At 36.4% G+C, this 24,809-nt stretch carries 26 protein-coding genes; 18 read left to right on the forward strand and 8 right to left on the reverse strand.

Going from position 1 to position 24,809, the window contains the following annotated elements:
• Positions 1–45: 45 nt before the first annotated feature.
• From Q0H92_RS10345 to Q0H92_RS10360, 4 genes are read left to right on the forward strand one after another with little or no spacing between them, the layout of a single operon-like run.
• Positions 46–666 (forward strand): CarD family transcriptional regulator, encoded by a 621-nt coding sequence (locus Q0H92_RS10345; protein ID WP_296014709.1) that lies wholly within the window; start codon positions 46–48, stop codon positions 664–666.
• Positions 659–1,840 carry a 2-C-methyl-D-erythritol 2,4-cyclodiphosphate synthase gene (gene ispF / locus Q0H92_RS10350; RefSeq protein ID WP_296014711.1) on the forward strand — a complete coding sequence of 394 codons (1,182 nt, stop codon included), beginning with the start codon at positions 659–661 and terminating at the stop codon, positions 1,838–1,840. Before Q0H92_RS10345 ends, ispF begins: the two co-directional genes overlap by 8 nt.
• Before the next feature lie 50 nt (positions 1,841–1,890).
• A complete protein-coding gene (locus Q0H92_RS10355) occupies positions 1,891–2,169 on the forward strand; it encodes a type II toxin-antitoxin system RelB/DinJ family antitoxin (protein ID WP_296014712.1) in 279 nt (92 codons plus the stop codon).
• On the forward strand, positions 2,166–2,465 hold the full coding sequence (locus Q0H92_RS10360; protein WP_296014713.1) for a type II toxin-antitoxin system YafQ family toxin: 300 nt from the start codon (positions 2,166–2,168) through the stop codon (positions 2,463–2,465). The genes Q0H92_RS10355 and Q0H92_RS10360 overlap by 4 nt, the downstream gene beginning before the upstream one ends.
• A 50-nt stretch (positions 2,466–2,515) precedes the next feature.
• Here the strand turns inward: Q0H92_RS10360 and Q0H92_RS10365 are convergent, their stop codons facing one another.
• Positions 2,516–2,839, reverse strand: coding sequence for a helix-turn-helix transcriptional regulator (locus Q0H92_RS10365; protein WP_296014715.1), 324 nt, complete (start codon positions 2,837–2,839; stop codon positions 2,516–2,518).
• Between the two features lie 150 nt (positions 2,840–2,989).
• Here Q0H92_RS10365 and Q0H92_RS10370 point away from each other — a divergent pair, with 150 nt between their 5' ends.
• From Q0H92_RS10370 to Q0H92_RS10405, 8 genes are all read left to right on the forward strand, one after another.
• Positions 2,990–3,343: a hypothetical protein gene (locus Q0H92_RS10370; protein WP_296014717.1), complete on the forward strand. Its 354-nt coding sequence runs from the start codon at positions 2,990–2,992 to the stop codon at positions 3,341–3,343.
• A 79-nt stretch (positions 3,344–3,422) separates the two neighbouring features.
• Positions 3,423–3,779, forward strand: a complete 357-nt coding sequence (locus Q0H92_RS10375) for a hypothetical protein (protein WP_296014718.1) — start codon at positions 3,423–3,425, stop codon at positions 3,777–3,779.
• A gap of 34 nt (positions 3,780–3,813) precedes the next feature.
• Entirely contained in the window at positions 3,814–4,332 is a 519-nt protein-coding gene (locus Q0H92_RS10380; RefSeq protein ID WP_296014719.1) for a hypothetical protein, read from the forward strand.
• A gap of 62 nt (positions 4,333–4,394) precedes the next feature.
• Entirely contained in the window at positions 4,395–5,069 is a 675-nt protein-coding gene (locus Q0H92_RS10385; RefSeq protein WP_296014721.1) for a hypothetical protein, read from the forward strand.
• A gap of 3 nt (positions 5,070–5,072) precedes the next feature.
• On the forward strand, positions 5,073–5,681 hold the full coding sequence (locus Q0H92_RS10390) for a hypothetical protein (RefSeq protein ID WP_296014722.1): 609 nt from the start codon (positions 5,073–5,075) through the stop codon (positions 5,679–5,681).
• Positions 5,682–5,722: 41 nt separating this feature from the next.
• On the forward strand, positions 5,723–6,217 hold the full coding sequence (locus Q0H92_RS10395) for a hypothetical protein (RefSeq protein WP_296014723.1): 495 nt from the start codon (positions 5,723–5,725) through the stop codon (positions 6,215–6,217).
• A gap of 82 nt (positions 6,218–6,299) precedes the next feature.
• The gene (locus Q0H92_RS10400) at positions 6,300–7,547 is read left to right on the forward strand and encodes a hypothetical protein (protein ID WP_296014724.1); all 1,248 of its coding nucleotides are present in this window, start codon (positions 6,300–6,302) and stop codon (positions 7,545–7,547) included.
• A 291-nt stretch (positions 7,548–7,838) separates the two neighbouring features.
• The gene (locus tag Q0H92_RS10405) at positions 7,839–8,582 is read left to right on the forward strand and encodes an AAC(3) family N-acetyltransferase (RefSeq protein WP_296014725.1); all 744 of its coding nucleotides are present in this window, start codon (positions 7,839–7,841) and stop codon (positions 8,580–8,582) included.
• 3 nt (positions 8,583–8,585) lie between these two features.
• Here the strand turns inward: Q0H92_RS10405 and Q0H92_RS10410 are convergent, their stop codons facing one another.
• The 4 genes from Q0H92_RS10410 to Q0H92_RS10425 form a co-directional block, all read right to left on the reverse strand.
• Positions 8,586–9,785, reverse strand: a complete 1,200-nt coding sequence (locus Q0H92_RS10410; RefSeq protein ID WP_296014726.1) for an SUMF1/EgtB/PvdO family nonheme iron enzyme — start codon at positions 9,783–9,785, stop codon at positions 8,586–8,588.
• A 73-nt stretch (positions 9,786–9,858) separates the two neighbouring features.
• Positions 9,859–10,770 (reverse strand): ion transporter, encoded by a 912-nt coding sequence (locus Q0H92_RS10415; RefSeq protein ID WP_296014727.1) that lies wholly within the window; start codon positions 10,768–10,770, stop codon positions 9,859–9,861.
• Positions 10,771–10,788: 18 nt separating this feature from the next.
• The gene (locus Q0H92_RS10420) at positions 10,789–11,136 is read right to left on the reverse strand and encodes a hypothetical protein (RefSeq protein WP_296014728.1); all 348 of its coding nucleotides are present in this window, start codon (positions 11,134–11,136) and stop codon (positions 10,789–10,791) included.
• Positions 11,137–11,166: 30 nt separating this feature from the next.
• The gene (locus tag Q0H92_RS10425; protein WP_296014729.1) at positions 11,167–11,871 is read right to left on the reverse strand and encodes a hypothetical protein; all 705 of its coding nucleotides are present in this window, start codon (positions 11,869–11,871) and stop codon (positions 11,167–11,169) included.
• A gap of 113 nt (positions 11,872–11,984) precedes the next feature.
• Between Q0H92_RS10425 and Q0H92_RS10430 the strand changes: the two genes are divergently transcribed.
• From Q0H92_RS10430 to Q0H92_RS10440, 3 genes are all read left to right on the forward strand, one after another.
• Positions 11,985–12,338: a helix-turn-helix transcriptional regulator gene (locus Q0H92_RS10430; protein ID WP_296014730.1), complete on the forward strand. Its 354-nt coding sequence runs from the start codon at positions 11,985–11,987 to the stop codon at positions 12,336–12,338.
• Positions 12,339–12,483: 145 nt separating this feature from the next.
• Complete coding sequence (locus Q0H92_RS10435; RefSeq protein ID WP_296014731.1) at positions 12,484–13,464, forward strand: WYL domain-containing protein; 981 nt, start codon at positions 12,484–12,486, stop codon at positions 13,462–13,464.
• Positions 13,465–13,643: 179 nt separating this feature from the next.
• Positions 13,644–14,681, forward strand: coding sequence for a WYL domain-containing protein (locus Q0H92_RS10440; protein WP_296014732.1), 1,038 nt, complete (start codon positions 13,644–13,646; stop codon positions 14,679–14,681).
• Positions 14,682–14,905: 224 nt separating this feature from the next.
• Here Q0H92_RS10440 and Q0H92_RS10445 read toward each other — a convergent pair whose 3' ends face one another.
• Complete coding sequence (locus tag Q0H92_RS10445) at positions 14,906–15,271, reverse strand: hypothetical protein (protein WP_296014733.1); 366 nt, start codon at positions 15,269–15,271, stop codon at positions 14,906–14,908.
• Positions 15,272–15,469: 198 nt separating this feature from the next.
• The gene (locus Q0H92_RS10450) at positions 15,470–17,134 is read right to left on the reverse strand and encodes an ATP-binding protein (RefSeq protein ID WP_296014734.1); all 1,665 of its coding nucleotides are present in this window, start codon (positions 17,132–17,134) and stop codon (positions 15,470–15,472) included.
• A gap of 357 nt (positions 17,135–17,491) precedes the next feature.
• On the opposite strand from Q0H92_RS10450, the gene Q0H92_RS10455 reads away from it, so the two are divergent.
• From Q0H92_RS10455 to Q0H92_RS10465, 3 genes are all read left to right on the forward strand, one after another.
• Positions 17,492–19,171, forward strand: coding sequence for a PcfJ domain-containing protein (locus Q0H92_RS10455; RefSeq protein WP_296014735.1), 1,680 nt, complete (start codon positions 17,492–17,494; stop codon positions 19,169–19,171).
• 71 nt (positions 19,172–19,242) lie between these two features.
• Positions 19,243–21,954, forward strand: coding sequence for an SNF2-related protein (locus Q0H92_RS10460; RefSeq protein ID WP_296014737.1), 2,712 nt, complete (start codon positions 19,243–19,245; stop codon positions 21,952–21,954).
• Positions 21,955–22,389: 435 nt separating this feature from the next.
• Positions 22,390–22,647 carry a phospholipase D-like domain-containing protein gene (locus tag Q0H92_RS10465; protein WP_296014738.1) on the forward strand — a complete coding sequence of 86 codons (258 nt, stop codon included), beginning with the start codon at positions 22,390–22,392 and terminating at the stop codon, positions 22,645–22,647.
• A 6-nt stretch (positions 22,648–22,653) separates the two neighbouring features.
• Here Q0H92_RS10465 and Q0H92_RS10470 read toward each other — a convergent pair whose 3' ends face one another.
• Entirely contained in the window at positions 22,654–24,807 is a 2,154-nt protein-coding gene (locus tag Q0H92_RS10470; protein WP_296014739.1) for a DUF262 domain-containing protein, read from the reverse strand.
• Positions 24,808–24,809: the final 2 nt, after the last annotated feature.

Raw genomic sequence — 24,809 nt, forward strand, 5'->3', positions numbered from 1 at the left:
TTCAGCGTTGAATTTTTAAAGAAACTGTGCTATAATAATTTCATTATGGCAAAACCAAAGACAGAATTTTCTGTAAACCAAAAAGTTGTTTACCCAAGCCAGGGCGTTGGAAAAATCACAGAGATTTTCAAAAAAGACTTCAACAACGAGCCAACATATTACTACAAAATTTATATTGAAGTTTCCGACATGAATGTAATGGTTCCTGTATCAAAATCAAAGGACTTAGGAATCCGCGCAATCGTTTCAAAAGATGAAGCGCAGGCTGCACTGAATTCAATCAGCGACGACTTTGAGCCTCCTACTTCCGACTGGAAACTCCGCTACCAAATGAACCTTGACCTGCTCAAAAAAGGCACAATCGGCGACATTGCGGCAATCGTGCGCTGTCTTTACCACCGTTCAAAGGTAAAGGAACTTCCGATTCTTGAGCGCAAACTTTACGACAATGCAAAAAAACTTCTTGAGGACGAAATTGCAGAAGCCTTTGGAATTTCCGACAAGGAAGTTGAAGCCATGCTGCATGAAAAACTTGAGCCGCTTGGTTTAAAGATTGAAAAGAAACAAGCCTTTGCCGACGAAGATGAAGACGATGATGAGTTTGAAGAAGAAACTTCATCTAACGAAAAAGATTCCGAAGACTTTGACAGCGAGGATGATGATTAATAAAGTTCTTGTCATAGCCGCCGCAGGTTCTTCCAGCCGAATGGGGCTTGGCAAAAAAAAAGAATACCTTCCATTAAAAAAAGGAACTGTGCTTTCTGAATCAGTCCGTGCATTTATTGAAGCTGCGGATTTTTCAGAAATTATAGTTTCCATTCCAAAAAACGGCGAGCAGGAAGCAAAATCCGCATTGCTTGCCGACACGGAACTAGAAAGCCTTTTAAAAAACACAACGCTGACTTTTGCAGAAGGCGGAGTTACAAGGCAAGAATCAGTTTTCAAGGCGCTTTGCAAAATCAAAAACAAAAATTCAATTGTCCTAATCCATGACGGCGCGCGTCCGTTCGTTTCAAAAAAAATAATTCAGGATGTGATTTCTAAAGCGCAAGAATTTGGAGCGGCAGTTCCGGCAATTCAGCCTGTTGACACGCAAAAAGAAATTGCGCCGGATGGAACAATCAGCCGTCATCTTGTAAGAAAAAATTTGGGAGCCGTGCAAACTCCGCAGGGATTTTTTCTTGAACCGCTGACTGAATGCCACAAAGCTGCTTTTCAAAAAAAACTTGAGTTCACGGACGACACAGAAGTTTGGGACGCTTTTCCAAATTTTACAGGCGGAAAAAAAGTCCACGTTGTTGAAGGCAGCGAAAAAAACAAGAAGATAACTTTTATTCAGGATATTTCCAAGGAAACAAAAATGATCCGCATAGGAATTGGAACAGACTTGCACAAGCTTGTTGAAGGCAGAAAATTTATTTTGGGCGGAGTCGAAATCCCGGCGGAAAAAGGAGAGCTTGGGCATTCAGACGGAGATGTTCTGCTTCATGCAATCAGCGACGCGCTTTTGGGAGCTTCTGGCATGGGCGACATAGGCTCGTATTTTCCAAGCGAAGATTCAAAATGGAAAAACGCTGATTCCGCGGAACTTCTAAAAAAAATCTGGGCAGACGTAAAATCAGCAGGCTGGGCTTTAGGAAATCTTGATTGCGTGGTAGAAACAGAAAAACCAAAATTGCTTCCTTGGCGCGAAAAAATAATCAGCTCAATCGCAGGCATTCTTGAAACTGCATCAGAAAAAATTTTTGTAAAAGCAAAGACAAACGAAAAACAAGACGCTGTAGGAGCAGGCAACGCAATAAAGGCATACTGCGTATGTCTATTAGAAAAAACTGAATAGTTTGCAAGCATTTTCTTTACAAATGCAACTTTTTAGCATATATTGTAGATATGAACACAGTAGCAATGAATGTTAGAGTTGACAAAAATCTCAAGGAACAGGCGACGGAGCTTTACAACGATTTGGGGCTTTCGCTTTCGAGCGCAATCAATATGTTTTTGCGGCAGTCGGTCAGGGAAAACGGGCTGCCGTTCAAGCCACAGCGGACGAGACGCAAGAGCGAGATTGAGCTTGCATCCGAGGAAGCCGACCAGCTTATGAACGACCCGAATGCGAAAACGTACAATAATTTTCAGGAAGTTCTTGACGAATTAGGAATTGAAGCATGAGCGGAACAGAAAACAAATACAGTCTCCGCCTGACAAAACGTTTCAAAAAGCATCTTAAGCTGATGGAAAAACGCAACAAATCTTCAATCAGAAAGATTGCGGAAACAGTCGATTTACTTCAAAAAGGCGAAAAACTTCCCGAACGATTCCGCGACCACGAACTTACAGGAAACTTAAAAGGCAACCGCGAATGTCATATTCTGCCGGATTTGCTTTTAATTTACAGAATCTTCAACGACATTCTGATTCTTGAGCTTGTTGACACTGGCAGCCACGCTGATTTGTTCGGAATGTAAAAACAACCGCTAATTTTCTTCTATTAATACCAAATCCATTACAAAAAAAATCAAGCGTCCTTTATTTTTGAAAAGGCTTTCTGAATGCTTTCGAGGACTTCGGTTCTGAGGTTTTCTTCTATATTAAGAACAGTTTCGGCGATTTTTTCTTTTTCTGATTCTTCACATTTTCCAAAAAGGCGGACAGGCTCAATTCCCAGCGAAAGCGCGATGTTTTCGATTGTTTCCGGGGAAGGAAAATATTTGCCGTTTTCAATGCTGTTTATGTAGTTCGAGCTTTTTCCAATTTCGAGCGCAAGGTCAAGCTGGCGCATCCCCTTTTGCTTTCTGAAAAATTTAAGATTCTGAATGAACTGTTGCCGCAAAGTCTGCATACACATACTATGGCAATGTTTTTAAAACTATGTACATCTAAATAAAATGTGTATTTCCGCATATTTTATTGACGATAACTGCATTTAGATGTATTATTACATTCATATTAAATGTATCGTGGGAGATTATCACGATAAAGGAGTTTTTTTATGAAAAGTTTTAAAAGTATTTCAATGTTTGTAGCAATACTTTTATGCGCGGTGTCTTTATTTGCAAAGTCGGAAGGTGTAGCCATTGAGCCAAGCTCTCCGGAAAATCCTTTTTTATCAACATCATGGGAATGCAAAGGAGTAGATGTTTTTGAATTTTCAGATGACGGAAAGCTGATGTATGGATTTTCTGAAGTTTCATATAAACTAAAAAAAATCGGAGAATCTTACGAGCTGACTTTTAAATCTGGTCCAGTAAAATCGGTTGTTACACTGGAAAACAAAGATTCTACAACAGCAATTTGTAAAACTAAAAGCACAACTATGATAACTATGGTTTGCACAAAAAAATAAAAACTTTTTATGCAGCAGGAATATTGCGCACACCACAATGCTCCTGCTTTTTTTATGAAAAATTATAAGGGGGAATTTTATGGAACAAATCAGAAATATCGATGAACGTGTTGTAATGTTTTTTACACATTATGACGTTGTAAGAAAACGCGGAAGCCTTGTTGAAGCCACACGCAAATGGTGGCGATGTTCAGAAAACAAAGCAATGTCTGCCGACTACGTTTTTTCTGTAATTTCAGGCATCGTATACGAAGTCTATATAGCAACAGGCTGCCACGAGGAATTTGATGACGGCACGGCGCATCCACATTTTTCTGGAGCACGCAAAGTGTTTGACCTCGACCTTGCTTCAGATAGCGTCCGCTCAAAATACAACGGCAAGCGCCTTCCTCCAGAATACATCGGCGGTCAAAATCCCGTAAGATACAATTTTTAGCAAGAAAAACAACAACAGAAAGGAGAAATTTAAGATGAAAAAAAGAAGCCTTGTTATAGCAATTCTATTTTGTATTTTTTCACACATTTATGCGGATAATGAGTGGGTAGAAATTGCAAGTACTGAAAATAAAAATCTTACATATTCAGATATAGTGCGTTTTTTTGTAACAGAACTAGGAAAAGGCACATATCATTATGCAGTAATAAATTATGAGACATTTGATGGTGAAAACTGGCATTGGACTTATTGTGTAAACTATAGAAAAAACAGAAAAGTACTCCGACTTTTTATAAGAAATGCCCGAATAGATGTTGCCTTATATAGCGAACCAGACTGGTATGTAACAACAAATGACGGAAGAAGAATTGATTCAGTTAACATAAATAGCTATGCTTTTTCAAACATGGCATATTCAACAATACTTAGTTGTATAATAGAAAGCAAACTTTTATTAAAAAAACATGGGCAGGTATATTCTGGCACTGAACTAGAAGGTATAGAAGAACTAGAAGGATATGCAGATCTTCTTAAACTAAATACTCTTCGATAGAACTTAGCTACTAATATTGATGAGATTATTTTATCATATAAAATTAAAGGACAAGAAATTTTATGAGCATGAGATGGCATAGAAATCGCAATCTGCCAAAAGATGAATATCTGAAAAATTTTAATGAAAGCGTAAAACCTGCTCAAACTGCAAAGGACAGCAAAATAGAAAATGCGTACAGGCAGGCTGCTGAAATCCGCAAGTTTGAGATTGAGCTTTTCTGGAAGCGCGCCGGATATTTTTGGGCATTCATTGTTTCTATTTATGCCGCATTTTTCAACGTGCAGAAAGAATTCTACTATGACGAATGTACTGGCTTTAAGCACGGAACAATTCCACTGCTCTCACTTTCTGCCCTGGGATTTTTCTTTTGCCTTGCATGGCTTTTGTCTAGTTACGCGTCAAAATTCTGGCAGGAAAACTGGGAAAATCACATCGACCTTCTGGAAGATTACGTTACAGGTCCGCTTCATAAAATCTATTCCGCAGGAGAATCGTTTTCAGTTTCAAAAATAAACATTGCGGCTGGCTACGTTGTTTCGTTCTTTTCTGCCGGACTGTTTGTATTCGAGCTTGTTGAATTCTGCAAGAATTTAAAGCTTAATCACTTCTTGATTTTTCTTGTGCTGATCGTGCTGTTTACTTGCGGCGTGGCAGGATTCATCTTTCAAGTGAAAGGTAACGTTTCTGACAACGGTGAAATTCATTTTGACAAGAAAATTTATGAGGGAAACTGACAAGTGAAAAAAATCAATCCTTTTTTATTGCTGTTTATTTTCATGGGATTTTGCCTTGCCATTTTATACGGATTTTTTGAGCTGGGGGATTTTAAATTTATGAATTCAAGTTTAGAAAAAAAATTTTGTTGTATCTCTATAATATTAATTGCTCTTATTTTATGTGGCTTCATCTGGTTTTGCATTTATTCAGAAAATTCAAATGATTCTGTAAAAATATACTATTGCAATAATTCTGCTTTAAAAATCGAAAATGCAGACATTGACAGTTTTTTCGTGCTTTGTAAAAAAGATGCAACAGTTCCTGCAAAAACAAAAATGGTTGTATATTCTTCAGCAGATATTCTTTCAGAAAATAATTTTAGTGATTTGACAGATTTATCAATACTTTGTTTTTCTGGTGAAGAAAACAATATAGATAAAAGCCTTTATGAAAAACTTATAAAAGGCAATGTGAAAATTGCAATATGCAATGGAAACAAGCTGAATATATTTAAGAATGAAAAACTTTGTTCTTCCATTGTTTTTCCCATAAAAGAAAATTCACAAAAGAGCAATTTAAATATATCTGGGAAAATAAAAGTTTCAGCATCTTTTGAAAAAGATAAATAAAACATATTCGATACAAAAGCATAAAAGAGCGGAGGTTTTGTATGAAAAAGAAAATTTTAGTTGCAGGAATTTTGTTTTGCATTTTTTCGCATATTTCTGCGGAAGGATATATAAGCTTTGGTGATTTAAAAAAATCACCATCAGGAATGTTTACTTATATTTCAAAAATTTGCATATCTCCAGAAATAAAAGAAGATATTGAAGTCATGAAAAAAAACTTTTATGAGGATTCTGAAAAGAGTTTCCAAGAAGCCTGTAAAATGATAGAACAAATTGCAAATGGATATGCAGTAACAATACTCTCCACTGCTTGTGTGTTACTAGAGAAAGATTCTAGCACCAAAACTGCTTACGCTATAGTGAGAACAACTTTTTTAGATCCTAATTCTAAATACCCACTAGGAGGCCCTTCTATACAAGTTTTTAAACATACTAAAGATAGAGTTATTACATTATATGAAGAAAACTATAATGATTTTAATATAGCAAATGCCGAATATGAGCGCTTATGTAAAAAATATATTGGAATGCTTTAAAATAAATGTCTATTAAACTAACAAGAGTTTCCCCAAAACAATGAATATACCTTTTTCTAAATCCCCAGTATACTAAACCCACATGAAATTTTATCAGCGAATATTTCTCTTCACATTCTTCTCCATTGCGGCTGCCCATGCCGATGACTTTACCAGCATTCTTCAGGATTTGGCGGTTCAGACTGCTTGCATCGGGCAGTACTCGGCAACGCAGGCGGGCGGAACTTGGAGCGAAGATCCTCTTGATTACTACAAACCGTATTTGCTGGCAGAGCGGTTCAAAAAAATGTCCGGAAACATGACGCGCACAACAACTTTTTACGGCGTGTGTTTCGACTATGCGGAATTTGCATACTGGGACATAAAAGACAACGAAAGTCTTTACATTAAAAACGGAATGAAAGCAGGACAATTTTTTCTTGCCGGAAATAATTCAAATCCAAACATCATCGAGCTTTCAGTTCCAACTTCAACTTCAAACGCAACAAAATTTCAGAACGGAATTCCTGTCAGAACTTATGGAAACTCAAGCTGCAAAAATGTAAAGGCGCACAAAGCGCAAAACGGAACACGCGCAACAAACCACGCATGGCTTTGGGTAATGCGCAACGACGGAGTGTGGTTTTGGATTGATCCGACTTGGACAGACAATTTGGGCTACGTAGTCTACGGATATGTTAGCAACGGAGAAGAAATTCAGTGCCGCCCCGACAAAGACTTCTGCCTTGAATATCCTGACTTTCTGAAAAATCTTCCATTGCCGCCAAAAATGTCTGAATGGAATACGCCTTCTAATTCCACTTCAACTTCTTCATCTTACAGCGGCTATTCCAGCTCAGGTTCTAGCGGCTTTAACTACGGAAATTACAACAATGAATTTCCTTGGATTTTCGGAATTTCAGCGACCGCTCCTTACCATGATGTAGAAGAAAAAGAATTCAGCCAGGACAAAATTGGTTTTTCATTTGACGCTTTGAGCTTGATAGATGAAACGACCGGCGGATTCAGCATTGACTACTTGCGGAACTTTGAAGATGAAGAAAAGCTTCAGTCATGGCTGCTTTCAATATGCTTTGGACCAAGGCTCTACAGCAACCTCGCGGCTTATGTTGGCGGCGGTCTGGGAGTTGGATTCGACGGAAATAAAAAAGATGAAATAGAAAATTCAGGAGAAACTTATGACTTTACAGACTCATTCTTTCTTAGCTACAAACTCTCACTAGGTCTTGTTCTAAACATTTCCAGCCTTGTTGCAAAAGTCGAACTTTCATTCAACGACATTCTCGGATTTTCTGCCGGAGCTGGAATCATGCTTGGATTTGGGGAATAAAGAAAAAGCCTAATTCTTTTTGCATAGAAGAATTTTTTTATAAAGCAAGAACATAATTAAAATAAAGAACATTCATCTTGTCTTAATGAAAAAGAAAGTGTAGAATCCACAGAACAATTTTCTAGTAGGTTCAATTTCGAGTTTTGTAAATTTACTGTCATTGCCGCGTTTGACACGGCAATCTTGGTAAAAAAAACTGCAAGAGATTATCGGGTCAAGCCCGATAATGACTAGAAATTTGAAGAAATCCTAAAACTCGATATTCGAAAAAAAATCACTCGGAGCAAAAAAATGGACAAGAGCTTTATCGTAAATGCGCTTAAGAAAAACGGCGTGGAAGAAGGAATGTGCCTTGAAGTTCACAGCAGCCTTAGCAGTTTTGGTTATGTTGAAGGCGGAGCTGAAAGTGTAATCAGCGCGCTCAAGGAAAGCGTCGGTTCAGAAGGCACAATTTTTATGCCGGCACTAAGGCTCAGCCCTGCACTTCCGATCACGGACGAAGATAAAAAACTTGGAATAACTTGCAAAATAAAAATCCTTCCCGACGACAGAAAAAAAAGCGCAATGGGAATTATCGCCGACACATTCAGGCTGCAAAACGGAACTCTTACAGGAAGCGGAATCATGCAGATTTCAGGCTGGGGAAAACACGCGCATGAAGCTGGAACTGGCGGACTTAATTTTGCCATTCACAACGGAGGAAAGGCTCTGCTTTTGGGCGTGGACATTTTTAAACTTACCGCAATGCATTACGTTGAAGAAATCACTCCAAAAGAAATTTCCAATATGTTTGCTCCGAGCGCAGAAATCAACAAAATTTATCCGCCTGAAGAATGGTTTATTGAAGCAGGAAATCCGCCTGTAAAAGCCTGGTGCAAAATTCAAAAAGCAGCTGATGAACTTGGACTTATAAAGCACTTTGATATCGGAAGCTGCAAGGCAATGCTTTTTGATGTTGGAAAAGTCGTTTCGCTTTATGAGCACGAACTAAAAACAGATCCATTTGGATTTTGGGAAATAAAGAAAAAATTTTAGAGTTCAGTCCAGTTTTTTTGCAAGACGAAGTCCGCCGGTTTTTACATAGGATGGGTCGGCTCTTCTGTAGCAGGATTCAAAATATACGTAAGAAGCGTTGTAGCCGCCCTGTTTCATGGTTTTGTAAGGGTAGACTTCGTATTTCCAGTCGTAAGGCGAGCCAAAATCGCAGCACCATTCGTAGGCGTTTCCAGCAAGGTCGTAAAATCCAAGCTCGGAAGGAAGTTTTCCGCCCTGCTTGTGGATTCTCATTGAGCCGTTCGCAGGAATCTTGCACGCGGAATTACGGTCGTCCCAGCCGGCGGCGGTTTCTTTTGGTCCGTCATTTTTTGAGTTGCTCATGTTCCATCCGTAGTTTTTTGCAACTTTTGACGGCGGAACTGGCGTAACTCCCATGATTTCGTCCATAAGAGTAGGCTTTGAGTTTCCGCTGCAAGGACCGGTCTTGTCGCCAGGAGCATTTTTTCCGCTTATAAAAGAGCCATCGTTGCATTTGCGTGCGGCGTATTCCCATTCGTAAACATACGGAAGCCTAAATCCGTCCGCATTTTTGTTCACGTAAGGATTGTCTACGTTTCCTTTGGCAAGGCTTGTCATGTCGGTCGCCTTTGCGTTTCCAAAAGGAAGCGGAATGTTTGATGGAGTTTCGCCTTCGGCATAAATTGAACTTCTGAGCGGATTTTTAAAAGCTGAGTCCGTGCAGTAAACCGGAGCAAGGCCGCACAGTTCGCTCAACGCATTGCACCAAACAACCGCATCGCGCCAGTTTATTCCGCAGACAGGAATTCCTTCATCCTGCGGCTCTCCACCCTCGTTAAAAAGCTTGTTGCTGCTCAAATCACCGTACTGACCTTCCGCGCCGGCATTTTCAAAAGTATATTTTTTTTCTCCACGCAAATCAGAAGTCGCCCATTTGTACACAAAACGCCACACATTGTAGCTTACCTCGAACTTTGACATGCTGAACGGCGCAACGGAAACATTTTTTGTGACGCATTCAACATCCTCGCCAAGAACAATCGCATCCGTATTCAGAACGCTTATCATATCGATTTTCAAGTCTGAATTGGTAAGAGAAAACTGCGATTCTTCCGTGCGTGGAGCGACTTTATAATAAGCGTAGTCGTTGGAATTGTCGCCTGAAAAATAACACGAGAAAAACAGGACGCAAACCGCAGGCAAAGCAAAAAGAAATTTGTTCATAACGGAATTTTACTTGTTATTCGGGGATTTTACAATGGAATTTTGTTTGTTGGAATGAAAACTTGCACTGCAATTATTTTGTCGTATTCTGCATTTTTGTGTTCAATTCGCAAATCTGTTTTTCAAGAAGTTCCATCTGTTTTGAAAGATTTTCTATTTCAAGTGCGGTAACGGTAGTTTTTTCCGGCTCTAAAGGTTCTTTAATTTTATGATTTTTATCTGCTGTTACATTTTGAATGGACTCAACAACAATTCCTGTTACAACCTGAAGTATTGTATAGGCGGAAATTATTCCAAAACTCACAAAATAAATCCAGGAAGCTGAAAATTCCTTTAAAATCGGGCGTGTAATGTTTCCCCAGTCGTCGAACAGCATAAGTTGAAAAAGTGTATAAAAGGCTTTTCCCAAAGAGCCAAAAGTTTCTGAAAATTCCGCACCGAATAAATTAACACCGATAATCGCATAAAAATAAAAAGCAATCAGAAGCAGCGAAAATGTCCAGATTATGCTTGGTATTGCAAAAACAATAGCCTTTAGAATTACTTGAAGATGCTTTAGGCTGTTTATTATTTTTAAGGTTTTTACGACCCTAAGCGTTTTTAAAGTTTGAACAAGCTTAAACGCCCTAAAAACTTTTATTCCACGGAAAATCGAAAAATAAGGAACTGTGCAAAAAATAGAAACAAGAACAATGACTAAATCAAAAGTATTCCATTTTGAAGCCGAAAAAAAATATTTATTATATGCAATAAATTTTAAAACCAGTTCAACAACAAAAATCGCAAGACAAACTTTATCAATAATATCCAGCACAGTGCGAAACTGTGCAGAAATATTCGGCGACGTTGCAATCCCCAAAACTACGGAATTCAAAATAATTACAAAAATTATAAAATATTCAAAGATTGAGTCTGCTTTGCCATCCACATAAGGAAGAAGTCTTTGCGGAATTGATTTTTTCTGTTCCTGCGATTTTTGCTTCATTTTTTTGCTCAGTTTATCTTATTTTGCAGGAAAATGTTTTCCTGTTGGAGACTTTGAACAATGACCACTTGTCAAACTTTTCAATGATGAATATTTGTCTCCGCAATATTTGCAAGTGTATTGAGACTTTTCACTACCTTCATACGGAACATGGAAATCTCCGTCAGGATTTCTTGAACAATGACCTCTTGTCAAACTGCTCAATGATGAATACTTGCTTCCGCAATAACAGCAGTAATAATTGCCGCCAGTTTCTCCTTCAAACAATTCATGTCTTCCTGAAGAAGAGCGAAAACAATGACCTCTTGTTAAACTAGAAACACTAGAATTCTTTTCCCCACAACATTTACAATAAAATTCCGCCATAACTTCTTCCTCCAATTTTTGGCTTTAATTTTAATTCAAACATTCTGATTTTATGATTTCTGCAATTTCGCTGGTATTTTTTATATCGCTGTACCGGCGGCTGCAGGCAATCACTTCAACAGAAGTTCCTTCATTGTTTATATATCCAATTTTGTAGTTTTCATTGTTACCCCATTGAGTCGAATCGCACATAATATCCGGATAGCATCTTTTCAGTTCATCAAAAACCGCAAAACCTTCCGCCAAAATAAATTCTGGATTTACAATGCCAATCAAAGTCTTTGTCCATTCACAAGGCTTAAAGAAACTTTCTTCGGTTAAGTTATATTTGTTTTTCAAAAGATTTAGCAATTCATAAAGAGAATCCATATCCTTTGTTGTAACATAATAGAAATTCGTTTTAAAAGAGTTTTCCAGCAAGTCCATCCGGTTCAACATTCCGTCTTTTTCACCAAAAATATATTTCCATTCGTTTGCCAATTTATAATCTTCTGCGGTGTAGTCCATTTTTTTCATAGGTTTAACTTCGCATTTAAATTTATTTTCTTTAGCAGCAGGCGATATTCCCGGATTTATTCCTAAAAACATGAATTTTGGATTTTTTACAACAGGGCTAAAAAAGATTTTTGCACCTTTATATAAATCACGAACTTTTTCGTCTGTTTTAGCTATTTTAACTATTTTTTTTGCAAAAGATTTTACATCCTTCTGTAATTTTTTCAACTTGTCTTCCATAAAAACCTCCATATAAATTCATAAAAAGTATTGCAATCAGCAAAATAAATTATATCACATTTATTGCTAATCACAAGTACAATTATCTAAAAAACTTGCTTACAATAAGTAAAATGACTCCGAAATTATTGCAAGAACGACTTTCATTCAACTTAAAAAAGATACGAAAAATACTGGGCTTTTCTCAAGAAAAATTAGCAGAAAAAGCTCAGATTTCTTTCCAAATGATAAATGATATAGAAGGTTGCCGCCGCTGGCCAAGCGAGAAAACGCTCTCAAAACTAGCAAACGCTCTTCAAACTGACGTTTATACATTGTTTCTTCCTGAAAACACGAATGCACAGGCAACTCCTTTTCAAAAACAGACTATTGCCACCGATTTGCAAAAGCTTTTTGCAGAATCAGTAGAGCAATATCTTGAAAAACAAGACGCTTTTTCTTTGCCAAATTCATCACAAAAAATTTAAACAACAGAATATTTTTCTTTCAAATCATTGCTTTTCATACTGAAGAGTATAACTCGCCCACTCTATCTTAAAACGATATACTGATTTTTTTTACATATTTTTTAATCCCTCACGCAATGATAAAGTTATGTGGTATAATAAAAATATGAGCAAACAGACAAAAATCACTTACAGAATGATAGAAAGACTTTCAAAAATCCATGAAATGATAAAAACTGGAAATTTTCCTAATTCAAATGATTTTGCAAAAGAAACAGAATCCAGTGCGGCAACCATAAGCCGCGATATTGAATATCTGAGAGACAGAATGAATGCGCCTATAAAATACGATTACAACCAAAAAGGCTTTTTCTACACAAAAAATTACGAACCGAATTTTCAAAATTATCTTTCAGAAAAAGATTTTAACACTCTGATTGCCGCAAAAAATCTGCTTTCACATTATAAAAACACACCAATTTACAAAGAAGCCTGCAATCTTATAAACCTGATTTCGGAATCTTGTATAAATAAAAATACTGCATTAATCGAACGAATTACGGTTGCGCCAACAGAAGAAGTTGCAATAAACCAAAATTTATGGAATGTCATTCAAGACGCATTGAACAAAAATCTTATTCTAAAATTTGATTACACAAATCGCTGGGGAAAACAAACCGAACAAAGAAAAGTCCATCCTTACCAGATTGTTTTGGATAATGGAATTTGTTATCTTTTTGGATTTGACGAATTGCGGAATGAAGAGCGGATTTTTTCATTAGCAAGAATGAAAAACATGACACTAACTGAACAAAAATTTGATTTGCCAAAAGATTTTGAATTCAACAACCGACTTGGAAATTCAAATTTCGGCGGATTTTTCAGCAGCAAAAAAGAACACTACAAAATTGAATTTTATGGAGAAGCCCGAACAATTATAAAAGAGCGAAAATGGGCAGACAATCAAAGCTTCAAAGAAAGCAAATACAAAACTACAATTGAATTTGAAAGCACACAATCACTTAAAATAAAAAACTGGGTGCTTTCAAATGGTTGTAAGGCCCGTCCAATAAAACCTAATTGGCTTTTTGAAGAATGGAAACAAAATGTTCTGGAAATGAACAGAATGTTGAATTGGCCACTTTAATTTCTACGCTTTCATCAACTCGCAAACTTCCTCATCCGTAAGTTCGCGGTATTCGCCGGTGGCAAGGTTTTCGTCCAGCTTTAGAGGTCCGATTGAAATGCGTTCTCGGTCTTGTGATTCTGTGGGTCAGAGTGCCATCAAATGATAGTATTAAAAAAAATCTATGATATAATAAAAATATGACTAAAGCACTTTCCGCAGAAGAAAAAAGAATCCGACAAGCAAAACGCGATGAAAAAAAAATTGAAAAACTTTTAAATCCAAAACTTGATGAACGCTGCTATGAGATTTTACGCATTCTACGAGATGCTCCAAAACATCCGGAAATAAAATACAATTCCAAATACTTTGAAAATCATTTTCAAACTTCGAACATAACAATTCTTAGAGCAATCCGAACTTTAAAAGACATGGATTTAATAGAAGAAAAACAAACACACGGAAGTTATAAAATCAAAAAAACAGTCGAGGAAATCTACTCTAATGAAACTAAGAAAAATATCGCCCTTGTGGCAAGCCTAAAAGGACTTTTACAACAGTACCAAAATACTCCGCTTTTTGAAAACATTACAAAACTGATTTATTTTCTTGAACCAAAAGTTGCAAAGGAAGATTCCGTTTTGTCTTCCGGGCGCATAATTGTATCTCCTCAAATGGAATATGACATCAATGTAAAAAACTGGGATAAAATAAACGAAGCCTTATCAAAAAATCGAAAAATACAATTTCGCTACACAAAACCATACACAAATAACGAAGCAGAGCGTCTTGTGTGGCCTTTTCAGCTTATTCTGGACAACGGCTCTGTATATCTTTTTGCCTACAGTGAATATGCGGATTGTGTCCTTTTATATGATTTAAATTTTATGACAGACATTGTAATTACAGAAGAAGAATTTAAACTTCCCGAAAAATATGATTTCAATAATTATTGTGGTGGCGGCAGACTTGGGGCATTCAAAACCGATAATGTTGAAAAATATAAAATCCGCTTCACTGGATATGCAAAAGATTGGATAAAACTTCACAAATGGGCAGATGACCAAAAATTTAAGGAAGATAAAAAATCCACAACAATAACTTTTTCTTCAAGCCAATTTGAAAAAGTGCTTCAATTGATCTTTTCTTGGGGTTCACAAGCAGAACCGCTTGCTCCAAAAAAACTGGTAAAAAGATGGAAAGAAGAAATTACAATTTTATGGAAAAAGATAAAATAAATAGTTTTTTCCCCTTCCTCTCAAAAAAACTATGAATTTTTAGAAAGGTGAACAAAAGCGTAAGCAAATTTACAATTTGTGAAGATTTTGTGCGATAAGAACGATTAAGGTTGCATAGCAACCCGAACCAGCCCAAGTAAAACGCGAGCACAACCGTCTGAACAAATTGGAAATTTGCTGAAAGCGTTTTTCTCAATTTATAAAAAACTCGACATTTTGACTAATTAAATTATTTTATAATGAAAATCCGTATCAAAATCAGTAAGTTCCTTTGGAAGACAGAAAAATTTTCTAATTTTATTAAGTTCTCGTTTTTTTAATCCGCCATGAAGAATTGTAAATCTGTCTGTATCTTTGTGAAACACAACACGTCCGCGAGAAATATAAAAATATTCAGACCGCAAAATTAGAGGAAGTTTATTTAATTCTTCTTTTTCAAAGATCTGCTCCCAGAAGTCCGCATGGTCTGAAAGCCCTGTGATACATTCGCCATAAGGCAAACCGTTTTCAACTGCAACTGAATCTGCGAACAAAACTTCATCGTAATAAAACCACCAGATTCCAACAGATGGCGTTTTACAAACTAGCATATTATGCAACCTCTCACACAATAAAATTCGTAAATATTCAATATAACACAAAAAGTCTATCACTAAATGATAGCATTCATACTTTATTTTAGAAAAAACATGGAGAAATTATGCCATTAGCTTCAGAAGAAAAAATTAATGTTTCAAATTGTTAACTGCACAAAGGAAAACGTAATAAATCTGTCATTCTTATTTCTCCTACAAACAAAATCCTATACGTCTTGAGCCTTCTGGATTGTCGATTTTTTCGCACTTACACATATCGCGGATATCTGAGATTTCCGGACGTTCCCCTGTAATCACTTCGTTCATCGCAATTTTTCTTACGATATTGTCTATCTGACCGCCTGAAAAATTGTAATTCTTTGCAAACTCAGTGGCTGATTTTTCATCGAGCCAGGAAAGCTTGTTCATCCAAATTGAAGTCTTTGCTTCTATTGAAGGATTCTCAAACTTAATCTTAAAGAGAAAGCGGCGTTCAAAAGCTGAGTCCATATTTGAGGCAAGGTTCGTTGTTGCAATAAAGATGCCTTTGAGATTTTCAAGCTCTTCAAGGATGATATTCTGGACTGCGTTTTCTGTCTGAGCGCAGTTCCCGGAAGTATCATTCTTTCTTTTGGAGATAATAGCATCTGCTTCATTGAAAAGAAGAATTGGTATAAGCTCTCCCTTCCTTTCTGCAAGCTTACAGTTATTTCTATAGCTTGTGAAAATCTTTTTGATGCGCTTTTCACTTTCTCCAAACCAGGCAGACTTCGCTTCGCTGATATCAACATGAATGATAGAACGACCTGTTTCCTTTGCAATCTGCATAACCGATTCTGTTTTTCCGGTTCCAGGTGCTCCGTACAATAAAACTGCAACGCCTACAGGAAGCCCATCGTCTTTAAGACGCCGCTGGATACCTTTGAGTTTTTCTTCCTGAAGGACTTCCTTGAGGCGGTCAATTTCCTTCTGATTTTCAGGACTGTAGAAAAGCTTCTTCTCTTTGATGCAGTCTGTTTTAATCAGATTCTTATCGTTAATGCTGTCTTCAAAGAGGAATGCTTTTTCGCCAAGGACGAGCTTTCGGCCTTTATCTGAAAGCGTTATGGTTGCATCAGAAAGATTTCCTTTCTTTACGAATTCAACGAGTCCCTTCTGGAAAAGTTCATGCTTTTCTTCCATCATTTCTATGGCAACATTGTATCTCTCTCCTCCATCGTATAAATCGGATATGGTCGCATTCAGATTAGAATCTCCGCCTTTCAAAACATCATTTGCAACATCATAAAGGAAAAAACGATAATTAGGATTTTCAAGTTCTGCAGAAACCCTCTTTACAACTTGGAGGTATGAATGAGCTCTTTCGTACAGTCTCAATTCTCTCTGAATTGACCTTGCAGACATATCTTCTCCACGGCGTGACTCATAGCGGTCAGCCATATAAGAGATGAAGTCAATATCATCATCTTCTTTCTTTGCCTGAGGAATATATTCGGTATTATTATAGATTGATTCGCTGAAATCATTTATTGGCTGAACAGCATCATTTCTTCCGCTGTGTTCCAGAAAACCGTGCTCAACAAGAAAGTCAATTTCTTTTTTCCAGTTGATAATAGACATAACTGGTACATCCAGTTTTCTAGAAATATTTTTGAGAGAAAAGCTGTCTTCGTATTCAAAATAGCTTTCACAGACAAGGCAGAGAATCCAGACCTGAATCTGATTGAGATTATAGAGAGTCTTCAAATTTTCCATAGCCGCGCTATAAGCTTTTGTTTTCTTGATTTTAAGCCTCGAATCGTTTAAACTCTGATATACAGAACTCATTGCCTTGGAAATGTTCCATCTAATCTTCTTTTCTTTCAACACTTCTTCCATAAGTACCTCATAATTCGAAGGATAGTTAAACGGAAATGTCAAGGCTCTAAGCTAAGCGTGCCTTGACATGGACGTATAGACACCTCTTCTATTACACCTATATTTATACTCAAGTAAACTATCATTTTGTGATAGAGCCAGCGCTTTTTGCAAAGATTTTTATAAATTTCTAATTGCCAGGCGGAGCGTAGCGCCGCATAGAGAAGAAAAATTTTTATTTTTTTTGAGAGAATCTGGGATTTTATTTTACAAAAGTATTTCACCCTTCGCATTAAAGTTGTAATTGAATAGATTTTTTGCTCTTCTATCATTGTTTGATAGTTCTTCTGAGTACAATAAAATGTTCAGGAGGTTGTCATGAAACTCACTGCACAATTAAAGAAACTCATTTTACAGTCTGTTCACTGCACAGGATACCTGTCTCAGAGGTATGGGAATTACAGGCTTGAACATAATGAATATGACAATAAATGGTATTTCAAGAAGAAATTTTCGAAGGATAATTATGACGGAGTTGCCACAGATAGCATTTCTTCATGGAAGCATAACCGTAAATATGAATTAAAAGAAAAGGAATTTGCTGGTGTCGTTGTAAAAATAGATAGAGTTCTTATATCAACACTGCTTGGTACGTACAAACGTACTTATAGAGATGAGTATATTTATTCCTGTGATTTTGCACCTTTAAGGCAGGACGGTTGTTCTGTTCTTGCTGCAACAGTTTTTTTCAGAAACGGATGCAAACGCATAGTCCCACTGGATTGTATCAAAGAGTCAGAAGATTTCTCCAACGGAAAAGAGACCAGACGGATTATGACGAATCTGGAACAGTTGATTTCTGAAGATATTAAAAAGAATGTTGTAACGGTCAAACCTGACGGTATCATTGAGATTGAGAATAGTTATATCAGCATGAATCCGGAGACTGCTGAACTTCTTAACTTGAAACGCTATCTTGTCCTGGATGTGCGAAACAGAAGAGCAAGCTGGTATGCTGAAGAAGGAAATGAATGGTTCAATATTTCTGATGCTGAATACAATCAGATAATGGATGTCATGAACTCCCAAATGAAAGAGGCCTGTGGTTTTGTTCCTGATTTGTTATACGGAGAGACAAATTTTGACCGGCTTGTAAACTTTGCTAGATTCCCTTTTGCTCCTGTTCTGAATGAACTTTGTGTAGAAGAAATCCTCGGTTATAAATTAAATGAAACAGAATCAGATCTAAAAAACAGTCCAGACTGCGTTAAAAAATTCATACAGCTTACAGGTCTTCCATACACTCCTAAAATCAACAAGATTTTGTTGCAGGGGCATCGTGACTTTGCTGAATATTTTTCAATCTGTTCTCTGGGATTCAAGGATGAAAAGTTAATTGAAAAACTTATGGATGCAGACAAGTCCAGGTTATTTGCAGCAGCGACTCCGTATTCTGATAATCTCCTTTTGAAAGCTGATGTTTCTTTTTTGTTCATGTTTTATGATGAAAAGACAGTCATAAAACTGCTAAGCGAGCAGCTTTATGAGAAAGCATATTACACAACCGACGATTGTCTGTCGTATATGAAAATGCTTTCTGAAGCCGAGGAACTATCTCAGGATGTTATCAATAAAATCAGGAAAGAAGGCTTTACTGAATACAATCACAATCTTCTGATGAGAATCTGGCGGGATTTACATCCTTCTAAAGGTGAGAAATTTGAAAACGAGGCTATTTCTTATTCGGATGAAGAAAAGAATCTGGAATGGGAAAATGCCGGTTATAAGTTCTGTCTTCCGGAAAATACTAGCCGACTGGTCGATATCGGCTCGAAGATGAATATTTGTGTGGGTCATTTATATCGCGATAAAGCCGTAAACAAAGAGTGCACAATTGTTTATGCCCAGAAAGACGGTGAGTATGAGCTTTGCATAGAAGTGAACAAGCATAACAATCGCTTTCGCCTTGTTCAGAAAAGTGCATTCAATAACAGTGTTCCAAAGGGACAAGACATGACAATTTTTAAGCAGTGGTGCCGTGTAAAAGGTGTAAGTTGAAAAAAAATGCTTTGCTATCACTAGGTGATAGTATCTTCATTTACAATTGAGTTTTGAGGAGTTTTAGCCCATTGGAGTCTTCATACAAACAGATTACTAATATTCATTTTTCTCTTCATTCAGTTATTACAAGACAGTCAGAAGAAACTGATTTTGACTTGAAAGCCCTATTTTATAGATGGATTTCTGCAAGAACAGAAGATGAAGATTACCGTGATATCGACTGGCTTTGTTCTCCTATATCAAAAACGGATTTACCTGATGATATTATGTGGTCCGATATAATCGATTATGCCGAAGGTATTCCGTGTAAAAGAAGGTCACTCAGTCAGACAGAGAACGATGAAAGAAATATTCTCCGTATGGACACAGCTGAACTTCTATTTGAACGATTTCTCCACGAAGGTCTTTCTGCTGAACAGCAAGCCTGGGTAGAACAAATATGGAATCAGACTTTCAACTCCTTTGAATCGGTGGATTATGAGGCGTTTGATTACTCACTGGAAGGTTTCTCCGGAAAATATGATGGCAAAAAATTTATTCTTCATGAACAGCAGAAAAAGGGTGTCGCTTTTCTATGTACAAAGGGAAACGGTCTTCTTGCTTATGATGTAGGAGTCGGAAAGACTGCAACCGGGATAGCAGCCGTTATGTATCAGCTGCAACACCAGAAATGTACTCGTCCTCTTATAATCGTTCCTAAGGCTGTATATTCAAAATGGGTGCATGATATTCAGGAACTTTTTCCTGATGTCACATTAAACAAGCTGGAAAATCTTAATAAAGACATAATTGATAACCTTCGAATGAATTCAGTTTTCTCAGAGGAAAATGACAGCCTACTTCTTCCTGCCAATTCTGTTTCAATCTGTACAGCGGAGGCAATTGAAAAAATCTATTTTACAGAAGAAAGCAGCCCTCTTCTTGAATCAAGCTTTGAACATATCATCTCAAAGAGAAAACAAAAGGAATATTTTACTCCATCATCTGAACTTACAAATGAGCAGTATGTATACTTTGAAGACCTTGGAACCGATTTATTGCTTGTAGATGAAGCTCACCGATATAAAAACCTTATTAAAAAGGTCAGCGGTTCAAATTATTCGGAGTTTTCCAGACTTGGTATTGGAGAGCCGTCCAGTCGTGCTATAAAAATGTTTGCAATTACAGAATATATTCACCGGCACAATAATGAGAAAAATGTATTTCTGCTGTCTGCGACGCCTTTTACAAATTCTCCGATGGAAATCTACACTACCCTTCTGTTTACCGGCGGAAATGAAATCCGTGCCCTTGGTTACAATGATATCAATGACTTTCTCAATGAATTTGCAGAGATAAAGATTGAATGGACTGTTAACAACAAAAACGAAGTTGTCCGCAAGACTGTAATGAAAAACTTTCGTTCCTTGGATGCTCTTCAGAAAATTATCCAAAACTACATAGATAAGGTGGATGCCGAAGATGCTCATATCAACAGGCCGGAAAAGGAAACTCACGTCATTAAAATTGAAATGACAAGCCTTCAAAAGAAAATCTATGATACACAAATAAAACGTCTTACCGATAATCCCGACCTGGATGCCATCTTTTCTGCTATGAATACAATGCGGATGTGTCTTATTTCTCCAACTTTAGTAAATGATAAAAATATAAAAGTACCAAATCTTTCTCAGTTTGTAGCAGCTTCTCCCAAGATGCTTTTTGTATGTGACACTGTTGTCAGTATTTATAGAGAAAAACCTGATTGCGGTCAGATAATTTACCTTCCTCGGGGAGTTAAAGAGTTTACAGCTGTAAAACAGTATCTCACCAAAAATCAAATACCAGAAGAAGCTATCGGTACGATGAATTCTTCAACGACAGAATCAAAAAAGGGAAAAATTACAAAGGCTTTTAATAATCCTGATGATCCGCTCAAAATTCTGATTGGTTCTGAGACTATAAGTGAAGGCATAGATCTCAACGGCAATTCCCTTGTTTTGTATAACTGTATGCTTGGATGGAATCCGACCGAACCTGTACAGGTAGAAGGTCGTCTCTGGCGCCAGGGAAACCGGCAGAAAAAAGTTCATATAGTTTATCCGCTTATGTACAACTCATTGGATTCCCTTATTTATCAGAAACACGATGAAAAAGCCAGCCGCATAGACGCAATCTGGGATTATCGCGGTGACAAAATCAATGTAGAAGAAATTAATCCAGCTGAACTCAAGTTTGATCTTATCAAATCCCCAGAAATGAAAGCCGATATTGTTCTTGACCAAAAGGCGATTCCACTTAAACGTGAACTTAAAATAATCGAAGAAAGCAGAGCTCTTTTAGCTCTTGCTGATGAACGAATTGCAGCCATTATGAATGAAATTAATGAACTTCAGAAACAAATAGATGAATTAAATAATGATATTGAACAAACAATAAAGAAAAATGAGGAAATGCCTGAAGTTTTTCAGCATCTTTCAGACTTAATAATCAATAATGCAAGAGAGGAACAAAAGACTATTGAAAAGACGATTGTTGCAAAGAAAAAAGGGATTGCGGTAATCCGAACCAACTTAAAAAAGAAAATGGAAGCCCAGTATTCAGATAAAGAAGATTGTTTATCAAAATTATCCCAAAGAGAAAGCGTGTTAAAGGATAAAATTGAAAATCTCTATAAAGAACGTGAAAGTTTAATTGAATGGTACAAGAAGCAGTATATTCAGCAGCAATGTCAGTTGCAAAGTATTCCTAGGCTTGTAAAAGAGCTCAGTAGAAGTATCATGGAAAATACTGTGGTTTAGATGGTATAATAGGAAATGTTATGTTTGAAAAGAAAAAGACGGAAAAAAAATCCACATCAAAAAAAAGTTACAAAGAAAGCAGCAGTGAACAATCGGCCATCTACTTCAGCTCGCAAGAAATCTTCTGATACTCCTTCTTCTAAGAGCATCGCCACTAAAAAGATAATTTTGGAAAATGAAGAATTTCTCTATATATAAAACGAATCTCATTACAAACAGGTAATCGAGCGAATAAAAACGGTCAAGAAAACGCTTTGGATTGGCACTGCCGATATTAAAGACTTATATGTAAAAGACGGACGCGGAACAAAGACTTTGCTTGAAGTTCTATCCGACCTTGCAAAATGAGGAGTTGAAATTCGCCTGATTCACGCAAAAGAGCCAGGGTCTGCTTTCCGCCAGGATTTTTACAAATACCCTGCTCTAATTTAAGGCATGGAACGTGCCCTCTGCTCGCGTGTTCATTTCAAAATCATTATTTTCGATTTGAAAACTGCCTACGTCGGTTCTGCAAATCTTAACGGAGCCGGGCTTGGTATGAAGGGCGAAAAGACACGAAACTTTGAAGCAGGCGTTTTGAGCAGCAACAAAGACTTTGTAAAAAACGCCGCCGAACAATTCGCCAGCGTCTGGATGGGAGCCTATTTCAAAGGATGCAGGCGGAAGGGAGGCCTTCTGTGGGAATCCGATTAGTTGAGATTATTCCTTCCAGTTATAAATTTCTTTTATTAAAGAACAACAACATTCAATCCTATCAACATCTTTTGGAACTATTAATACTCCATCTTTCAATTTTTTATTTAAAATCTCAAAGTGTTTTTGATACTCGACAGCATTTGATTTTCTAGTAATTCTCCATCCTGAACCCACAGGAAGAATTTCACAATTATTTATTGTGAGAGGTTTGCAATCATCCAAATAACCTAAGTTTTTTAAGAATTTTGTTCCTAATGTTTCTTGAATTTCCGCCGGTAAGCGCTTGTACACAGTATAGAGATAGGGATCATACCACCATCCGCGGAGAGTTTCTCCGGTCAAACAAGCCATTTTAAAATTTTCTTCCCATTGCATTAAACCTTTTTTAGATTTTCTCAGCATTTCAGGATACTTGATATAATAGTATATATAATCATCTTTACTGGAATTATTAACTGCATTGTTAATAATACTTTCAATTGTGCTCTTCCCAAGATCCATTGTTAATCTTGTAAATGTCTTATTTATACCATCTTTTGTGTCTTTGGAAGCATCATGTAAAATTGCAGCTAGAGATTGTTCAGAATTTACATATTTCCATTTCGTATCTGAATAGTATTCTGCATAATCTCCATAAGATAGCATCGCTCTTCCAAATAGAATTGCATTTTGATTGCTATTCGGATTATTAGAAAAATATGAGATAATAGTATCGTGTAATTCCTTTAAATTTTTGTCATTATAAGATAGGGCTGTTAGATGTCCCTTGAAAATAGCCAAATCCTCGAGTTCAAATAATGTCTCCTTCAATTGTTTATTATTAGAAATAAATGCAAACTTTTCTTTTTCTTCATTAATTTGATTGGTGTTAAATTTTTTTACTTTAGTTAAATTATTAACATCTGAGCAAATTAGTTTTACTTCAGTGAATAATTCATGCCAATTATTAAAGCGCAATTCATTTTCACTATTCCAAGCCAGATTTCGTATGATTCTTAATTTGTATGTATCAATAGAATTATTTTGTATCATATTCAAGACGGCAAAGAACATAATGGAATTTTTTATGTCTGCCTTTTTTTCAGGATTTATACATAAATCAAATAAATCAATATCCTTTTGAAATAAACAAACTTTATTTGTTTCATAGTTATCAAGAGAAAAAATGGTTTTAAAAAAACTTTCTGTATTCATATGAGTCTCGAAAAAGTTCAAGCAATTCATAAGTAATAATGCAGAAGATTTATTCCAAGCATTAATTTTGTAAAAATCATCTTGAGTTTGTTCATTAGTGTCATTACTAAGAACGCGTTCATATAATTCAATTAATTCAAAAAAATTTAAGAAGGCATCATCAGATTTTTCCCCATATTTTTTCCAAAAGATTTTATTTTGCCAGGCACCATCTATCTTTCTAGAAAACTCACTTCTTAAAGTAGAATCTATTTTATCGAGTTTATCTTCGAAATTTGCTTTATATATCTCAAAGTCTGTTAGAGGTCTTCCTCTTGCATTCATCTTGATATATAAAGAATCACTCTGTTTAAATGACTTACTATTCATATCAAGAAATTGAAATGTAATAAGCTTTTTATTTGCCAATAATTCATATAGATCCTCTTTGAAATCTAGGAATTTTTCCTGAATCTCATCAAGCATTACTAGCATTCCACTTACAGTAGGGTCATTTTTCCATATAGTTGAGAAATTCTTATTGGTTTCAATTTGCTCGCTGAGTTTTCTGTCTGTCTGAATTATTTCTTTTAAATTGGCTAAAAACAAACAGAATCGAGAAGCAGATTCTCTTATTTTATAAGAAAACTTGCCAAGTAGCGAAACCACATTATTTCTCTCATCTTCGTTCCCAAAAGAATGTTTTTGAATGGAATACCAATGTAAAAGAAAAAGTGTAGTCAAGCGTTGTTGGCCATCTAAAGGGATAAAATCAAGACCTTCTGTTTTGCCATAAACAAAATCCAATGTCATAGAATTATTGTTATTGAGATTATATTTTACTGATTCAATAAAATTATCTCGTATTTTATTTGTTTTCTCATCAATTCTTCCTTGAGCATAGTCTCGTTGAATTACAGGAATTATAATATTCCATTTGTTGAGAATTTCAATAAATGTATAAGTATTAAAGGTTTCATTCATAA

Source organism: uncultured Treponema sp. (assembly GCF_934725225.1).
Taxonomy (GTDB): Bacteria; Spirochaetota; Spirochaetia; order Treponematales; family Treponemataceae; genus Treponema_D.

Excerpts from the sequence above, each read along its gene's own strand:
- Q0H92_RS10435 (WP_296014731.1), top strand. The coding sequence starts at position 12,484 with ATGAGCAAACAGACAAAAATCACTTACAGAATGATAGAAAGACTTTCA.
- Q0H92_RS10465 (WP_296014738.1), top strand. The coding sequence starts at position 22,390 with ATGGAACGTGCCCTCTGCTCGCGTGTTCATTTCAAAATCATTATTTTC.
- Q0H92_RS10385 (WP_296014721.1), top strand. The coding sequence starts at position 4,395 with ATGAGCATGAGATGGCATAGAAATCGCAATCTGCCAAAAGATGAATAT.
- Q0H92_RS10440 (WP_296014732.1), top strand. The coding sequence starts at position 13,644 with ATGACTAAAGCACTTTCCGCAGAAGAAAAAAGAATCCGACAAGCAAAA.
- Q0H92_RS10430 (WP_296014730.1), top strand. The coding sequence starts at position 11,985 with ATGACTCCGAAATTATTGCAAGAACGACTTTCATTCAACTTAAAAAAG.
- Q0H92_RS10445 (WP_296014733.1), bottom strand. The coding sequence starts at position 15,271 with ATGCTAGTTTGTAAAACGCCATCTGTTGGAATCTGGTGGTTTTATTAC.
- Q0H92_RS10425 (WP_296014729.1), bottom strand. The coding sequence starts at position 11,871 with ATGGAAGACAAGTTGAAAAAATTACAGAAGGATGTAAAATCTTTTGCA.
- Q0H92_RS10380 (WP_296014719.1), top strand. The coding sequence starts at position 3,814 with ATGAAAAAAAGAAGCCTTGTTATAGCAATTCTATTTTGTATTTTTTCA.
- Q0H92_RS10455 (WP_296014735.1), top strand. The coding sequence starts at position 17,492 with ATGAAACTCACTGCACAATTAAAGAAACTCATTTTACAGTCTGTTCAC.
- Q0H92_RS10450 (WP_296014734.1), bottom strand. The coding sequence starts at position 17,134 with ATGGAAGAAGTGTTGAAAGAAAAGAAGATTAGATGGAACATTTCCAAG.
- Q0H92_RS10355 (WP_296014712.1), top strand. The coding sequence starts at position 1,891 with ATGAACACAGTAGCAATGAATGTTAGAGTTGACAAAAATCTCAAGGAA.
- Q0H92_RS10375 (WP_296014718.1), top strand. The coding sequence starts at position 3,423 with ATGGAACAAATCAGAAATATCGATGAACGTGTTGTAATGTTTTTTACA.
- Q0H92_RS10360 (WP_296014713.1), top strand. The coding sequence starts at position 2,166 with ATGAGCGGAACAGAAAACAAATACAGTCTCCGCCTGACAAAACGTTTC.
- Q0H92_RS10420 (WP_296014728.1), bottom strand. The coding sequence starts at position 11,136 with ATGGCGGAATTTTATTGTAAATGTTGTGGGGAAAAGAATTCTAGTGTT.
- ispF (WP_296014711.1), top strand. The coding sequence starts at position 659 with ATGATTAATAAAGTTCTTGTCATAGCCGCCGCAGGTTCTTCCAGCCGA.
- Q0H92_RS10345 (WP_296014709.1), top strand. The coding sequence starts at position 46 with ATGGCAAAACCAAAGACAGAATTTTCTGTAAACCAAAAAGTTGTTTAC.
- Q0H92_RS10395 (WP_296014723.1), top strand. The coding sequence starts at position 5,723 with ATGAAAAAGAAAATTTTAGTTGCAGGAATTTTGTTTTGCATTTTTTCG.
- Q0H92_RS10370 (WP_296014717.1), top strand. The coding sequence starts at position 2,990 with ATGAAAAGTTTTAAAAGTATTTCAATGTTTGTAGCAATACTTTTATGC.
- Q0H92_RS10400 (WP_296014724.1), top strand. The coding sequence starts at position 6,300 with ATGAAATTTTATCAGCGAATATTTCTCTTCACATTCTTCTCCATTGCG.
- Q0H92_RS10470 (WP_296014739.1), bottom strand. The coding sequence starts at position 24,807 with ATGAATGAAACCTTTAATACTTATACATTTATTGAAATTCTCAACAAA.
- Q0H92_RS10365 (WP_296014715.1), bottom strand. The coding sequence starts at position 2,839 with ATGCAGACTTTGCGGCAACAGTTCATTCAGAATCTTAAATTTTTCAGA.
- Q0H92_RS10405 (WP_296014725.1), top strand. The coding sequence starts at position 7,839 with ATGGACAAGAGCTTTATCGTAAATGCGCTTAAGAAAAACGGCGTGGAA.
- Q0H92_RS10415 (WP_296014727.1), bottom strand. The coding sequence starts at position 10,770 with ATGAAGCAAAAATCGCAGGAACAGAAAAAATCAATTCCGCAAAGACTT.
- Q0H92_RS10410 (WP_296014726.1), bottom strand. The coding sequence starts at position 9,785 with ATGAACAAATTTCTTTTTGCTTTGCCTGCGGTTTGCGTCCTGTTTTTC.